At 63.3% G+C, this 12,718-nt stretch carries 13 protein-coding genes and 1 tRNA gene; 6 read left to right on the top strand and 8 right to left on the bottom strand.

All coding sequences use genetic code 11. From position 1 onward, the window contains the following. Nucleotides 1–225: 225 nt before the first annotated feature. Nucleotides 226–603 carry a RidA family protein gene (locus FRZ44_RS06065; RefSeq protein WP_151176338.1) on the bottom strand — a complete coding sequence of 126 codons (378 nt, stop codon included), beginning with the start codon at nucleotides 601–603 and terminating at the stop codon, nucleotides 226–228. Between the two features lie 151 nt (nucleotides 604–754). Continuing rightward, nucleotides 755–910: a hypothetical protein gene (locus FRZ44_RS26975; RefSeq protein WP_191908439.1), complete on the bottom strand. Its 156-nt coding sequence runs from the start codon at nucleotides 908–910 to the stop codon at nucleotides 755–757. A gap of 247 nt (nucleotides 911–1,157) precedes the next feature. Here FRZ44_RS26975 and FRZ44_RS06060 point away from each other — a divergent pair, with 247 nt between their 5' ends. Continuing rightward, complete coding sequence (locus FRZ44_RS06060; protein ID WP_151176337.1) at nucleotides 1,158–1,751, top strand: TetR/AcrR family transcriptional regulator; 594 nt, start codon at nucleotides 1,158–1,160, stop codon at nucleotides 1,749–1,751. On the opposite strand, the gene FRZ44_RS06055 is transcribed toward FRZ44_RS06060, so the two are convergent. Further along, entirely contained in the window at nucleotides 1,752–2,144 is a 393-nt protein-coding gene (locus FRZ44_RS06055) for a dihydrofolate reductase family protein (RefSeq protein ID WP_151176336.1), read from the bottom strand. It lies immediately after the preceding gene. Nucleotides 2,145–2,271: 127 nt separating this feature from the next. Next, nucleotides 2,272–2,347 (bottom strand) — tRNA-Lys (locus tag FRZ44_RS06050). 290 nt (nucleotides 2,348–2,637) lie between these two features. On the opposite strand from FRZ44_RS06050, the gene FRZ44_RS06045 reads away from it, so the two are divergent. The 5 genes from FRZ44_RS06045 to FRZ44_RS06025 all read left to right on the top strand — a co-directional run bounded on the left by FRZ44_RS06045 (nucleotide 2,638) and on the right by FRZ44_RS06025 (nucleotide 8,133). After that, nucleotides 2,638–3,498, top strand: coding sequence for an ABC transporter substrate-binding protein (locus FRZ44_RS06045; protein ID WP_225308566.1), 861 nt, complete (start codon nucleotides 2,638–2,640; stop codon nucleotides 3,496–3,498). Between the two features lie 128 nt (nucleotides 3,499–3,626). Next, on the top strand, nucleotides 3,627–4,742 hold the full coding sequence (locus FRZ44_RS06040; protein ID WP_151176335.1) for an amino acid ABC transporter permease: 1,116 nt from the start codon (nucleotides 3,627–3,629) through the stop codon (nucleotides 4,740–4,742). Nucleotides 4,743–4,759: 17 nt separating this feature from the next. Then, complete coding sequence (locus tag FRZ44_RS06035; RefSeq protein WP_151176334.1) at nucleotides 4,760–5,503, top strand: amino acid ABC transporter ATP-binding protein; 744 nt, start codon at nucleotides 4,760–4,762, stop codon at nucleotides 5,501–5,503. Nucleotides 5,504–5,722: 219 nt separating this feature from the next. Further along, nucleotides 5,723–6,712: a CBASS cGAMP-activated phospholipase gene (locus FRZ44_RS06030; protein ID WP_151176333.1), complete on the top strand. Its 990-nt coding sequence runs from the start codon at nucleotides 5,723–5,725 to the stop codon at nucleotides 6,710–6,712. A gap of 20 nt (nucleotides 6,713–6,732) precedes the next feature. Next, complete coding sequence (locus FRZ44_RS06025; RefSeq protein WP_151176332.1) at nucleotides 6,733–8,133, top strand: CBASS cGAMP synthase; 1,401 nt, start codon at nucleotides 6,733–6,735, stop codon at nucleotides 8,131–8,133. Here the strand turns inward: FRZ44_RS06025 and FRZ44_RS06020 are convergent. The 4 genes from FRZ44_RS06020 to mreD are packed head-to-tail and all read right to left on the bottom strand — an operon-like array spanning nucleotide 8,092 to nucleotide 12,661. Then, nucleotides 8,092–8,985, bottom strand: a complete 894-nt coding sequence (locus tag FRZ44_RS06020; protein WP_151176331.1) for a hypothetical protein — start codon at nucleotides 8,983–8,985, stop codon at nucleotides 8,092–8,094. The two genes, FRZ44_RS06025 and FRZ44_RS06020, sit on opposite strands and share 42 nt — an antisense overlap. Nucleotides 8,986–8,996: 11 nt before the next feature. Continuing rightward, nucleotides 8,997–10,175 (bottom strand): rod shape-determining protein RodA, encoded by a 1,179-nt coding sequence (gene rodA, locus FRZ44_RS06015; protein ID WP_151176330.1) that lies wholly within the window; start codon nucleotides 10,173–10,175, stop codon nucleotides 8,997–8,999. Further along, a complete protein-coding gene (gene mrdA / locus FRZ44_RS06010) occupies nucleotides 10,172–12,082 on the bottom strand; it encodes a penicillin-binding protein 2 (protein ID WP_151176329.1) in 1,911 nt (636 codons plus the stop codon). The genes rodA and mrdA overlap by 4 nt, the downstream gene beginning before the upstream one ends. Nucleotides 12,083–12,142: 60 nt before the next feature. Continuing rightward, complete coding sequence (mreD, locus tag FRZ44_RS06005) at nucleotides 12,143–12,661, bottom strand: rod shape-determining protein MreD (RefSeq protein ID WP_151176328.1); 519 nt, start codon at nucleotides 12,659–12,661, stop codon at nucleotides 12,143–12,145. Nucleotides 12,662–12,718 lie beyond the last annotated feature (57 nt).

Below are 12,718 nucleotides of genomic sequence, written 5' to 3'. Positions count from 1 at the left end.
AGGAAACGCGAGTATCGTCCCGGGGGCATGGTAAAGCCCGATCAACAGGCCGATGTCAGCGATGCTGAGCACGAATCCGGACATCAGCTGCGGCGAAAGCGACGCCACCGCCTGATACTGGATCCCGGTTGAGACGCGCACCGAAAATAGAAGCGCCAAGACGATCCAGCGATTTGAGGGTATCGAATGTGCTCGCAGGTTTCGCCCGTTCCGCATCACTTGCGCCTATCTCGCCACGACCTCGATCTCGACGGGGGCGCCGAGCGGCAGGCCGGCGGCCTGAATCGTTGTCCGGGCCGGATATGGTGTTTGGAAATAGCGCGCGTAAACCGCGTTCATCGCGGCGAAATCCCTCATATCCGCGAGGTAGACGGTGGTCTTCATCACGTCGTCGAAGGACTTCCCCGCCGCTTCCAGCACGGCTGAGATGTTGGCGAATATTTGCTCGGTCTGAGCGCCGATGTCGCCGGCGACGAGCTTGCCGGTCGCTGGATCAAGCCCGACCTGGCCGCTGAGAAAGAGCAGATCTCCAGCACGCACGGCGGCGGAAAAGGGTCCTACCGACGGCGCGATCCGGTCGGTCGTGATTATCTCTCGACGCATGTCATTGATCTCCTGCCAAAGTTAAAATCGTCTGTATTGCGATCATCATGTTGGCTCACGCTATTCACCGGCCGCGTCGCCATCGAATGGTTCGTATGGGTCACGCAACTCCAGTACTCCTGATTGGGCGAATCGGCGCAGGCCGGGGCGTCTAGCGCCGGCGCCAGAAACGGACATTGCTCTCGTCCTCCCGGCCGTCGGGCTCGATGCCGATGTCGCGCAGCACATGGTCACTGAGCTTGTCAGGAAGGCGACCGTCGCTCGGACGATAGGTCCAGCCGAGCAGTTTGCGCAGAAGACCCGGCATCGCAGACCGCCGGGCGGCGCCGGGGCATGGTGGCCGCGCTTGGAGCAGTGGGGCCTTCCCGTGAAGCGAAGCCACCCCTAGGGCAACGTTCTCGGTACGCTTGGCTGGACCCCGGCTCATGCGCTTGTTCTCCTTGGCCGGCGCCTGTCACTTGCCATCGAATTGACCTGCTGGCGGCGAGCGTTCGTGCCTTTCAGTGTCCACGAAGGGGCTGGAGAGTATACTCACTAGTCGGTATACTTTTCCCATGGCGCGAGATTCATCGAAGACCCGCCGGCGCCTAATTGCGGCAGCCGACGGGCTGTTCTACGGCCAGGGCATCCGGGCCGTTGGGGTTGACGCTGTCGCCGAGGCGGCCGGCGTGACCAAGCGCACGCTCTACTATCACTTCGCCAGCAAGGACGACCTGATCGCGGCCTATCTCGAAGAACGTGATCTGCCGACCCTGGGCCGTTACCAGGGCATGATTCCGGAGGGCGGCGCGCCAGCTGCGCGCCGAATCCGTCGAATCTTCGAACAGCTTGGGAAGAACGCCGAGAATCCTCGCTGGCGGGGCTGCAGCTTCCTGCGCGCAGCGGCCGAGTTCGCAAATCTGCCAGGCCATCCGGCCCGCGTGGTCGCTGCGCGTCACAAGAGGCGCTTCGAGGCTTGGCTGGAAGAAGTTCTCGCCGCTGACGGATTTGGCGAGGGGGCCGCTCTCGCCCGGCAGCTCATGATCCTGCTCGACGGGGCCGTCGCCCAAATCCTCATCCACCGGGACCCGAGCTACGCCCTGTCGGCCGCAGACGCGGCGTTGACCCTGCTCAAGCGCGCGAACAAATCGAAGAAAAGGCGTAGCTGATCATGCAGGAACGTACGTCAACCTGATCACGTCCTCGCCAATTCGATCGCTGGCCACAAGGTGGAGCGGCGGCCGGGGACCGGCGAAGAATGGCTTGCCGCGACCGAGCACGACGGGGTGGAGGTAGAGTCTATACTCATCAATGAGACCAAGGTCGGTCAGGCTTCGCGCCAGATCTGGTCCAGCGATTCCAATCTCCCCAGCCAGTTCCGCCTTCAGGCCGCGTGTCACCGCCTCGAGGTCATCTGCGACAAGGGTCGCGTTGGGGCCGACTGACGTAAGCGAGCGCGACACAACCCACTTTGGTTGGCTCCGCCACGCCGCCGCGAAGTCGCGGAAGTCCGCGTCCCACTCGGGACGGTCTTCGTCCCAAACGCGCATCACCTCGTACATGCGGCGACCGTACACACGGCATCGATCACGGCGCCCCCCAAGAACATGAGGCGGCCCTTTATCGGAAACAGGATGAAGGCTTGGCAGAAAATCGGCCGCGATCTGTGAGCCAACCTATTGAGAAGGTTGGTGGGCGCAGCAGGACTCGAACCTGCGACCCGCTGATTAAGAGTCAGCTGCTCTACCAACTGAGCTATGCGCCCAGATCCGGCCCGGCGGGCGGCCCTGAGAGCCATCCGAGGAACGCGGCGATATAGCAAAGCCACCCCCTCTTGTCGATAGGCTTGGCCGCCGGGCCTGGGGACAGTTTGGGCGGGCCAACCCCCTGGCGGGCCGTGGGATTCCCCTCCCCTGGCTGGACAGCCGCCGGCTGCGCTAAGATGCCGCCTGCTCGCCCCCCGCCGCGGTGCCGAGACACCCTCCCGCCGCCGGGCCCGAGCCAACGAAGATAAACGTTCCGGGATATCGTCCTTCATTGCCACGGGAGACTTTCATGAATCGCCGTATGACGCTTGGCGCTGCCCTGGGCGGCGCCTTCACCCTCGCGCTTGTGCTGACGGGCGCCCTGCCCGCCGCGGCCGCCGACATGATCGGCAATTGCGAACTGACCGGCGCCAAGGGCTCGATCCCGATGACCCCCGCGGTCGCCGGCCAGCTCACCGTCGAGGTCAATCTGCCGGCCCCGGGCTGGTGGAACGGCGACACGCCCGAGAGCATCAAGGACGGCTACGAGTACTGCATGGCGGCGAACATCGCGCACCGTGCCGGGCTCGATAAGGTCAAGGTCGTGAACGTCGCCTGGGACGCGCTGGTCGCGGGCCAGACCAAGAATTTCGACCTGGCGCTCTCCGAGATCTCGATCACCGACGAGCGCAAGAAGGTGGTGGATTTCTCGGTCCCCTACTTCTCCTCCGACATCGGAGTGCTGGCGAAGAAGGGCACCAAGGTCGACGCCATGACGATGAAAGGCCTGCGCATCGGCGTGCAGCAGGGCACGACCGGCGCCAGCTTCGTCCATGACGTGCTGAAGCCGACCAATCCGGAGAAGGTGTTCCCGGATACGCCCTCGATGTTCACCGCCCTCCAGGCGGGCCAGGTCGACGTGGCCATGACCGACACGGCGATCGTGCTGGGCCAGGCCGCCGTCTCCAACGGCATGTTCCTCGTGGTCGGCCAGTATGCGACCGGCGAGACCTATGGCGCGCTCTATCCCAAGGGCTCGGCCAACGGCAAGACGCTCGACAAGATCATCCAGGCGCTGATCGACGACGGCACCCTGAAGGCCCTCGCGGCGAAATATCTCGCCGGGGCCTGGGGCGCCGACCCGACCGCGATCCCCTACTTCAAGCCGTAATCGCCGGCCTTCCGCCGTTCGACGGGACCCCGCTCCGGTGCGCCTCCAGGCGCTCCGGAGCGCGGAACCCGCCAGGAGCGGCCCTGGAACCCCGGGCGTTTCCGGGCTCCGCCTGAAAGGGGTCAGCGATGAGCAGCGACACCGCGACAGAGTCCGCCCGCGTCCCGCGCCGGCGCGTCGCGACGCCGCCCAAGGACGCCGTGACCTGGGCCACGATCGCCCTGGCGGGCGCGCTGGCGGTCATCGTCGCCACCTGGTGGCTGCGCAGCATCCTGCAGCAGGTGCTGGTCGACCTCCAGGTCAGCGGCACGATCGGCGAGACCATCCTGCTGGTCTGCTCGGTCGCTTCCTTCGTGCTGCTGCTGCCCGCCTACAAGGCCCTCCTGGCCGCCAGGCGCGGCCGCGCCGCCCGCCTCCAGGGCGACATCATCGCCGCGCGCGTGCAGGGTGCCGCGGCCCGGACCTGGTGCTGGTACACCTTCGGCTATGCGGTGGCGGTCCTGCTGGTTCTCGCCATCGCCCTCTTCATCGTGCTCAACGACATCGCGGTCGGGCGCACCTTCTTCTTCCTGCCGCTGATCTTCGATTCCTTCGGCCTCGTCTTCAACGCCTTCTGGGTCAACGTCTTCATCTTCTGCGTGGCCGAGGTGTTCGTGCTGATCTGGGGGCTGGTGGTCGCGATCGCGCGCCTCATCCCCGGCGAGCCCGGCCGGCCGATCCGCATGATCGCGACCGCCTATATCGACGTGTTTCGCGGCCTGCCGGCCATCATCTCGATCTATCTGGTGGGTTTCGGCCTGCCGCTCACGGGCCTGCCGATCATCCGCGACTTCCCGCTCGAATGGTACGCGATCCTGGCCCTGACCCTGACCTACGGCGCCTATGTCGCCGAGGTCTATCGCGCCGGCATCGAGAGCATCCATCAGAGCCAGACCGCGGCCGCGCGCTCCCTGGGCCTCTCCTACGCCCAGACCCTGCGCTATGTCGTGATCCCGCAGGCGATCCGGCGCATCATCCCGCCGCTCCTCAACGACTTCATCAGCCTGCAGAAGGACACGGCGCTGGTGAACGTGATCGGCGCCATCGACGCCTTCAACCAGGCCAAGATCGTCGCCAGCAACCATTTCAACCTGTCCTCGGTGACGACGGTCGCCTTCCTCTTCGTCATCATCACCATTCCCCAGGCCCGCTTCGTCGACCGCATGATCGAGCGCGATCAGCGGCGCACGCGGGCGGCGGGCTGAGGGGGCACAGCCGCATCATGTCCTTCCTCGAAATCGTCGAAATCGAGAAGAATTTCGGACCCCACCGGATCTTCGATGGCTTGAGCATGAACGTCGAGGAGCATCAGGTGGTCTGCCTGATCGGCCCCTCCGGTTGCGGGAAATCGACGCTCCTGCGCTGCATCAACGGGCTGGAGCAGATCCAGGGCGGCGAGATCCGCCTCCATGGCGACCGCGTCACCGGCCCCGGCGTCGACGTGAACGCGCTGCGCCGCGATGTCGGCATCGTGTTCCAGAGCTACAATCTGTTCCCGCATATGAGCGTGCTGGAGAATGTGCTGCTGGCGCCGCTCAAGGTCCTGAAGATGGACCGGGCCGAGGCCGAGGACCGCGCCATGGCGCTGCTGCGGCGCATCGGGCTTGAGGCGAAAGCCAAGGAATTCCCCGACCGGCTCTCCGGCGGCCAGCAGCAGCGCGTCGCCATCGTCCGCGCGCTCGCCATGGACCCGCTGGTGATGCTGCTGGACGAGATCACCTCGGCGCTCGACCCCGAGCTCGTCTCCGAGGTGCTCAACATCGTGCGCGACCTGGCGAAGGAAGGCATGACCATGCTCCTCGCCACCCACGAGATGGGCTTCGCCCGCGACGTCGCCAGCAAGGTCTGCTTCCTCCATGGCGGCAAGGTCCATGAAGAAGGCCCGCCCGAGCAGATCTTCGGCAACCCCCAGCAGGAACGGACGCGCGCGTTCCTGAAGCGCATCATCGAGGCGGGACGGCTCTAGGGCGTCGACTCAGGCAAAGCCGAAACTTAACCGGAGCTGGGTAAGGGGACCCCCGCAGAATAGTGGGGTGCCCTTTGATAATACGCCTTTTTTGAGAACTCCCTTCGCCCTGCCCTCTCCGAGCGAGGTCCGCTGGTGCTGGTATTCAGGGTGGAGCGGAGAGCTCAGCCGTGCCGCCCTTCTCTTGAGTCTTTCAACCTGACGTATTACTACTAAAAGATGCCCTTTCAGATACTAAGTATCAGCGGCGGCGGATACCTTGGCCTCTATTCGATCGCAGTGCTTGCTTCGCTGGAGCAGAGCATTGGACGCCCGATCGCGTCGTGCTTCGATTTGATTGCTGGCACATCAGTTGGAGGAATAATTGCCTTAGGACTTGCCGCCGAATGCCCCGCCGAAGAAATCAAGGCGGCGTTCGAGAAGGAAGGCAAGTCAATCTTTTCTAGTAGAGCTGCGCCAACAACGCGCTTTGGTCAGTGGCGAGATTTTGGCCGCTCCCTCTTCTCTCCAAAGTACACCGGGACTGCCCTCCGCAACGTCGTGGGTTCCATTATTGGCGAGGAAACGCTGATCGGTGACCTCAAACACCCGGTAGTAGTTCCTACCGTTAACCTGACAAAAGGCACGCCACAGGTCTTTAAGACTCCGCATCACCTAAGTTTTCAGCGCGACCACCTGCTTCGAGTAGTCGATGTCGCAGTGGCGACTTCTGCTGCACCAACTTACTTCCCTATTGCGGAAATCGGTGATGAGCTTTTTGCAGATGGTGGCTTGTTCGCCAACTCTCCCGACATGATCGCACTGCATGAAGCGGAGCACTTCCTGAAAGTCAAATATCAGGACATTTGCCTCCTGAGTATCGGCACTACTACCACACAGTTTTCATTCTCTCACAGAACTGGTCGAAAGCTTGGCACAGCAGCGTGGGCACGCCGACTTGCATCTGCAATGATTTCATCCCAACAACTCGATGTTCACTACATGCTCAGCCATAAGTTGGCTGATCGCTATGTACGTATCGATGAAGTGCAATCGAGAGAACAAGAGCGAGATCTCGGGCTTGATGTCGCGACAGATACTGCAATGAAAACGATACGCGGGCTCGCTGCAGGATCGGTTCAAAAGTTTATCAACAATTCAAAGCTGCAGGACATGCTGCGTAACTCGGCACCGGCGCCAAAATTCTTCTACGGCCGATCTGCCCAATAGGCGTCTAGCGGGAGAGTGCAATGGGAATTTCGTCATCGCTCTTCTTCGACAGATATGATTCTCAAAAGCAAACGCTTTATCGGCGAATCATTCCCACCGAGGATCAATTCGAAGAGCAGCAAGAGCGTTGGAGCGCTCTAGCGGATCATTTGACATCAGCATTAAGCGAAAAAAGCGGAAACACCATTACTACGTGGCTGCAGGGATCTTATAAATTCGGAACGCAAATTCGACCTGTTCGAGCAGGGGAAGAATTTGACATTGATCTTGGAATCTATTTCGTGTGGGAAGGCGACCCTTCCGATGGCGACTATGGCCCGAAAGCCCTCAAAGGCATGGTCCAAGAGAGCCTAAGCGACTATTCGTCTGATAGCGTGATTGAAGTGATTTCGCCGCCCAAAATTAGGTGCGCACGGATTCGTTTCAAGGGTGACTTTCACATCGACGTCCCTGCCTATCACCTGGATGACGAGCGAGACACACGAACACTGGCCACTGAAGAGGATGAATGGGAGGAGAGCGATCCCAAAGCATTATATATCTGGTTCAAGAGTAGCTTCGACGATGATCGTCGAACCATTGTTCGGCGGCAGATTCGATATTTAAAGACGTGGGCTGCGTTGAAGTTCAGTTCCGTAGACTCACGTCCATCTTCGACGTTAATTACCGTTCTCGTTGCAGAGGCAGCCGTATCTCTCTCAAAGGAGAGGTTTTCCGAGGACGATGACACTCTACAGCTAATTCTAGGTTCAATTGTTGATCGGTTAGACTATGACCGCACGGTTCTTAATCCTGTCGATCCTGATGAAGATTTAGCTGGGAGGCTCGAAGCAAAGGAGTACGATTCCTTTATTGATAGCTTGAAAGAGCTTCAGAAGATCGCGGATGAAGCTCTTGGAGAAGCCGATGTTTCTGCAGCTGCGGACAAATGGAGCGACGCGTTCGAACACTTTTTTCCGCTGCCAGACGTCGAAGCCATCGACGAGGAAGTCTCTAAAACGCAGCACCTTCCCGTTAGAGCGTTCAACCCTGAAGTTGACGTAACTGCGGTATCAAGAGACAACCCTAACCACAAATGGTCTGGTAGGAACGCAATTGGGCCAATTCCAAAGAACTGCGATATATATTTTCAGATCACAAATTCGGGCGCTATGCCCCCAAACTCGGTTGTTCAATGGATGGTCCGCAATGAAGGCGACGAAGCTGAGATATTCAACGATCTGGGCCATCGCGCGGGTACCGGAGTGACGGCCAAGGAGCGGTCCGCATACAGGGGCACTCATCATATGGATTGCGTTGTACGGCAGTACGGAATTGTGATCGGCCGACGTCGCATTCCGGTAAGAATCACAGGAATGGCAATGGCTCGCCGTAATCCCCTAAAGCTTCCCCAATGGGTACGGCTTCGGGGCCGAAGATAAGCTGCCATAGATCTCCGCTAGCGACTGCCCATCCACGATCCGCTCGAACCATTCCGGCGTCGTGCGCGGGGCGCGGCCGTCGAGGTTCGGCGCGCCGATGCCGGCCTGGACATGCGAGGCCGAGACGGTGCGTGTCTCGAGGCTGAAGCGCGTGATGCCGCTGGCGTCGGCGATGCTGCCATGGAGGTGGGCAGCCGAGAAGCAGAGCAGGTCGCCAGGCTCGATCACGACCGCCCAGCCCTCCTCCGGCTCGAGTGGCACGGTTGCGGTCGGCAGCACGGGATAGGTCTCGGCGCGGCCTTCGGCCATGCGCTTCTTGAGCTCGTGATAGTCCCAGTCAGCCGTGTTGTTCTCGACCGGCCGCGACCAATAGTCCGGATAGACCACGATCGACCGCGTGCGCGCGAGCGGATAGAGCGGCGCCCACCAGTTGATCTGCTGGGCGATGTTAGAGCCCCAGCTGTCGCGATGCGGCGGCAGCGGCATGATCCGGCGCCCCTGATGGCTGGCGCTGGAGGGCACGAGGCGCAGTTGCAGCCCGTCGAAATAGGTGTCGTCGGGGGGCAGGCCCACCTGGGCCACCGCCTCGCCCATCAATTGCATGAGCGCCTTGTCGGCGCGGACCTGGCTGCGCAGCTTGCGGACGCGGGTGAGGAAGAGATCGGGAGCCAGCCGCGCCTCCGCGGTCTCGGGCTCGGCATCGCCCAGCCCCTCGCGGACCATGGCATCGATGTCGCGCACCAGCGCCTTCAGCGCCGGGACCTGCCGGAAGACGAGGATGTCGCCCGCGAAGATCTGCGCGCCGATCTCGTCGGCGGTCAGGGCGCCCGGAACAAACTGGAAAGCGGGCATGAGCCCGGCCCTCAGCCCTCGTCGCCCTGGCCGTGCTGGCCCAGCCGCAGGTCGCGGTTGACGTTGACGGCTTGGACCAGGCCGAAGCCCATCAGCAACGACAGCATCGAGGTGCCGCCGTAGGAGATCAGCGGCAGCGGCACGCCGACCACGGGGATGAGGCCCATCACCATCGCCATGTTGATGAAGACGTAGAAGAACATGCTCGAGGTGATGCCGAAGGCGAGCAGCCGGCCGAACTGGTTGCGGCTCCGCAGCGCGATCATGAAGCCGTAGAGCAGCACCAGCGCATAGAGGCAGAGCAGCGTGATGCCGCCCACCATGCCCAGCTCCTCGGCCAGCATGGTGAAGATGAAGTCGGTCTGGCGCTCGGGCAGGAAGTTGAGATGGCTCTGGGTCCCCATGAGGAAGCCCTTGCCCAGCACGCCGCCGGAGCCGAAGGCGATCTTCGACTGCATGATGTGGTAGCCGGAGCCCAGCGGATCGCTCTCGGGATTGAGGAAGGTCAGGACGCGCTGGCGCTGATAGTCATGCATGAAGCCCCAGCCGATCGGCAGCGCAGCCAGACCCGCCGCGCCGATCAGGATGAACTTCCACATCCGCACGCCGGCCGCGAAGAACATGACGCCGCCGATCAGGATCAGCATGCCGGCGGTGCCGAGATCGGGCTGCACCAGCACCAGGCCCGCCGGCATCAGCACCAGCATCAAAGGCGGCACGAGGGGCAGCGGCAGATGGCGCCTGATGTCCTCGAGGTCGAGCCGGTGGAAATAGCGCGCCAGCGCCACGACCAGCGCGATCTTCATGATCTCGGAGGGCTGCAGCTGGAAGAACTTGAAGTCGATCCAGCGCTGCGCGCCCATGCCGATCTCGCCGGCGATCTCGACATAGACCAGCAGCAAAAAGGCGAAGGCATAGAAGGCATAGGCCCAGCGCAGCCAGAAGCGCAGGTCGGTCAGGGCCACCACGGTCATCAGCCCCAGCCCCACGATCAGGCGCGCGCCCTGGCGCGACATCCAGGGATCGATGCTGCCATTGGCGGCGGAATAGAGCATGGCGAGCCCGACGCTGGCGATCAGCACCAGCAGGAGCACCAGGCCCCAGCTGATCTGCTTCAGCTTCTGGCCGATCGAGAGCTCGGCGGCGCTGCGCCCGAAGGGGGTGCCGCCGAAATGGGTCGGTCCGATCATGCCGGGGTCTCGTTGTTCTGGGCCATCTGGTCGGCCGGCCGCCGGCGCGCGGGATCGCGCGTCTGGGCCTCGATCAGGATGTCGCGGGCGATCGGGCCGCAGACGACGGAACCGCCGCCGCCATGCTCGCTCACGACCGCGATGGCATATCGGGGCGCATGGACCGGGGCGAAGCCGATGAAGAGCGCATGGTCGCGCTGCACCCAGGGCAGGTCCTCGTTCTTGCGCACGCCGGCATTGCGCTCGGTCATGGTGATGCGGCGCACCTGGGCGGTGCCGGTCTTGCCGGCCAGCTCCATCCCGGGAATGGTGATGCGGGCACGGTAGGCGGTGCCGTTGGGGGCATTGCTGACCTGGTTCATGCCCTCCAGCACGACGGCCAGATGCTCCGCCGACACGCCGAGCGAGGGGAAGGGCGGCTTCAGAACGGTGCCGCTGCCGCCTTCGCGCAAGGCGGCCCCGCCGTCGCCGGCAAAGACCATGTCGCGATGGAGCTTGGGCTTGATCGCATAGCCGCCCGAGGCCAGACGGGCGGTCAGGACCGCCAACTGCAGCGGCGTGGTGGTGATGAAGCCCTGGCCGATGCCGGCGACCAGGGATTCGCCCGGATGCCAGATGTCGCCCATCGTCGCCTGCTTCCAGGCCCGGTCGGGAATGAGGCCCGGCTTCTCCGACGGCATGTCGATCCCGGTCACCTGGCCGAGCCCGAAGCGATGCGCCATCTCGGCGATCGGATCGATGCCGATGCGCCGCGCCAGGTCGTAGAAATAGCAGTCGCAGGAATGGCGGATGCCGCCGATCATGTCGAGGGTGCCGTGGCCCTGCTTCTTCCAGCAATGGAACCGGGCCGAGCCCAGCGCGGTGACGCCGTTGCAGAAGACCGTGTGGTCGGGCCCGATCCCCTGCTCCATCGCCGCCATCGCCACGACCGTCTTGAAGGTCGAGCCCGGGGCGTAGGTGCCGTTGAGCGCCTTGTTGGAGAGCGGGCGCAAGGGATCGGTGGTGAGGGCCTGCCATTCGGCGCTGGTGAGGCCGCGATCGAAGGCGGTCGGGTCGTAGCTCGGGGTCGAGGCCAAAGCCAGAACCTCGCCGGTCATGATATCCAAGCAGACGGCGGCCGCGCTGAGCTGGGCGGAGAGCGTCTGCTGCGCGAAGGTCTGCAGGCCCATATCGAGCGTGGTGACCAGGTCCTTGCCCGGCACGCCCTCGTCGCGCGAGAGCTCGCGAATCACGCGGCCGACGGCATTGACCTCGACCTGGCTGTTGCCGGCCGAGCCGCGCAGGTCGCTGTCGTACTGCTTCTCGATCCCGCTCTTGCCGACCCGGAAGCCCGGCAGCTCCAGCAGCGGATCGCCCGTGAGCTCGGCCTCGGCCACGACGCCGACATAGCCCAGCACATGGGAGACCGTGCCGCCATAGGGATAGTTCCGGCTCTGCTCGACCTCGATCGAGACGCCGGGCAGATCGGGCGTGTTGACCTCGACCTGCGCCACCAGCGGCCAATCGAGATTCTCCTTCACCGTCACCGGGACGAAGGCGCGGCTGCGCGCGACTTCCTTCATGATCCGGGCACGCTCGGAATCGCTGATCGAGACGATCGTCTCCAGGGATTGCAGGGTCCCCTCCAGATCCTCGGTCTGCTCCGGCGTCAGGACGATGCGATAGTTCTGGTCGTTGGTCGCCAGCGGCTGGCCGAACCGGTCGAGGATGCGGCCGCGGCGCGGCGCCAGAAGGCGCAGGCTGATGCGGTTCTCCTCGGCCAGCAGCTTGTAGCGGTCGGATTCGACGACCTGGAGGTAATACATCCGGCCGGCCAGGCTGCCGAGCAGCACCAGCTGCGCGCCGCCGAGCATGGCCGCGCGGCGGGTGAAGGTCCGATAGAGCTGTTGGCCGCTTTGTACCGTCATCGGAGGGGCCGGGAGCTCAGGCGACGCGCCGGAGCGGGGTGAAGGGGAACGGCATCGTCGTCACGCCTGTTGCGACAGGAGCCAGCGCTGCGCGCGGGCGAAGAGATAGGCCACCGCCGGATAGAGCCCGAGGTCGACCAGATAGTTGAAGACCGCCGGCCGGGGGTCCACCAGGGTCACGTCCAGCAGGCTGGTGGCGACCCAGGCCAGCATCATGGCGCCGGCCGAGACCATCATGTAACCCCACCAGACCACGAGGAAGGGCTGGCCGATGAAAAGCCGGCGCTGCGACACCGTGAGCGCATAGACCACGACCAGAACCAGCGTGCCCACGCCGAGCGGCGCCATGCCGAAGAAGTCGGCCAGGATGCCGATGAAGAAGACCAGCGGCAGCGGCAGGGCGGTCGGGCGATGGATCGCCCAGTAATAGACCGACATGAGCGCGAAACTGGGGCTGATCGGCTGCCAGAAGGGGAGCGGCACCGGGATCGAGCCCAGCAGCATCAGCATCAGAGTCAGCGTGGCCGGCCATAGACGCTGCGACCAGAGATCGAGGCGCTGCCAGAAGCTGGAGCTCATGATCCGAGTTGTATCCTTTAAGAGTCGGGGCACCCTGAGGCACCCGCATTCACCAAA

Origin of the sequence: Hypericibacter terrae, from assembly GCF_008728855.1 — a bacterium.
Lineage (GTDB): Bacteria > Pseudomonadota > Alphaproteobacteria > Dongiales > Dongiaceae > Hypericibacter > Hypericibacter terrae.
Note: the sequence above shows the minus strand (reverse complement) of the source record. Positions and strands in the feature narration are given on the sequence as shown.

Excerpts from the sequence above, each read along its gene's own strand:
- FRZ44_RS06020 (WP_151176331.1), bottom strand. The coding sequence starts at position 8,985 with ATGCCCGCTTTCCAGTTTGTTCCGGGCGCCCTGACCGCCGACGAGATC.
- FRZ44_RS06040 (WP_151176335.1), top strand. The coding sequence starts at position 3,627 with ATGAGCAGCGACACCGCGACAGAGTCCGCCCGCGTCCCGCGCCGGCGC.
- rodA (WP_151176330.1), bottom strand. The coding sequence starts at position 10,175 with ATGATCGGACCGACCCATTTCGGCGGCACCCCCTTCGGGCGCAGCGCC.
- FRZ44_RS06035 (WP_151176334.1), top strand. The coding sequence starts at position 4,760 with ATGTCCTTCCTCGAAATCGTCGAAATCGAGAAGAATTTCGGACCCCAC.
- FRZ44_RS26975 (WP_191908439.1), bottom strand. The coding sequence starts at position 910 with ATGCCGGGTCTTCTGCGCAAACTGCTCGGCTGGACCTATCGTCCGAGC.
- FRZ44_RS06055 (WP_151176336.1), bottom strand. The coding sequence starts at position 2,144 with ATGTACGAGGTGATGCGCGTTTGGGACGAAGACCGTCCCGAGTGGGAC.
- FRZ44_RS06025 (WP_151176332.1), top strand. The coding sequence starts at position 6,733 with ATGGGAATTTCGTCATCGCTCTTCTTCGACAGATATGATTCTCAAAAG.
- mrdA (WP_151176329.1), bottom strand. The coding sequence starts at position 12,082 with ATGACGGTACAAAGCGGCCAACAGCTCTATCGGACCTTCACCCGCCGC.
- FRZ44_RS06060 (WP_151176337.1), top strand. The coding sequence starts at position 1,158 with ATGGCGCGAGATTCATCGAAGACCCGCCGGCGCCTAATTGCGGCAGCC.
- FRZ44_RS06065 (WP_151176338.1), bottom strand. The coding sequence starts at position 603 with ATGCGTCGAGAGATAATCACGACCGACCGGATCGCGCCGTCGGTAGGA.
- FRZ44_RS06030 (WP_151176333.1), top strand. The coding sequence starts at position 5,723 with ATGCCCTTTCAGATACTAAGTATCAGCGGCGGCGGATACCTTGGCCTC.
- FRZ44_RS06045 (WP_225308566.1), top strand. The coding sequence starts at position 2,638 with ATGAATCGCCGTATGACGCTTGGCGCTGCCCTGGGCGGCGCCTTCACC.
- mreD (WP_151176328.1), bottom strand. The coding sequence starts at position 12,661 with ATGAGCTCCAGCTTCTGGCAGCGCCTCGATCTCTGGTCGCAGCGTCTA.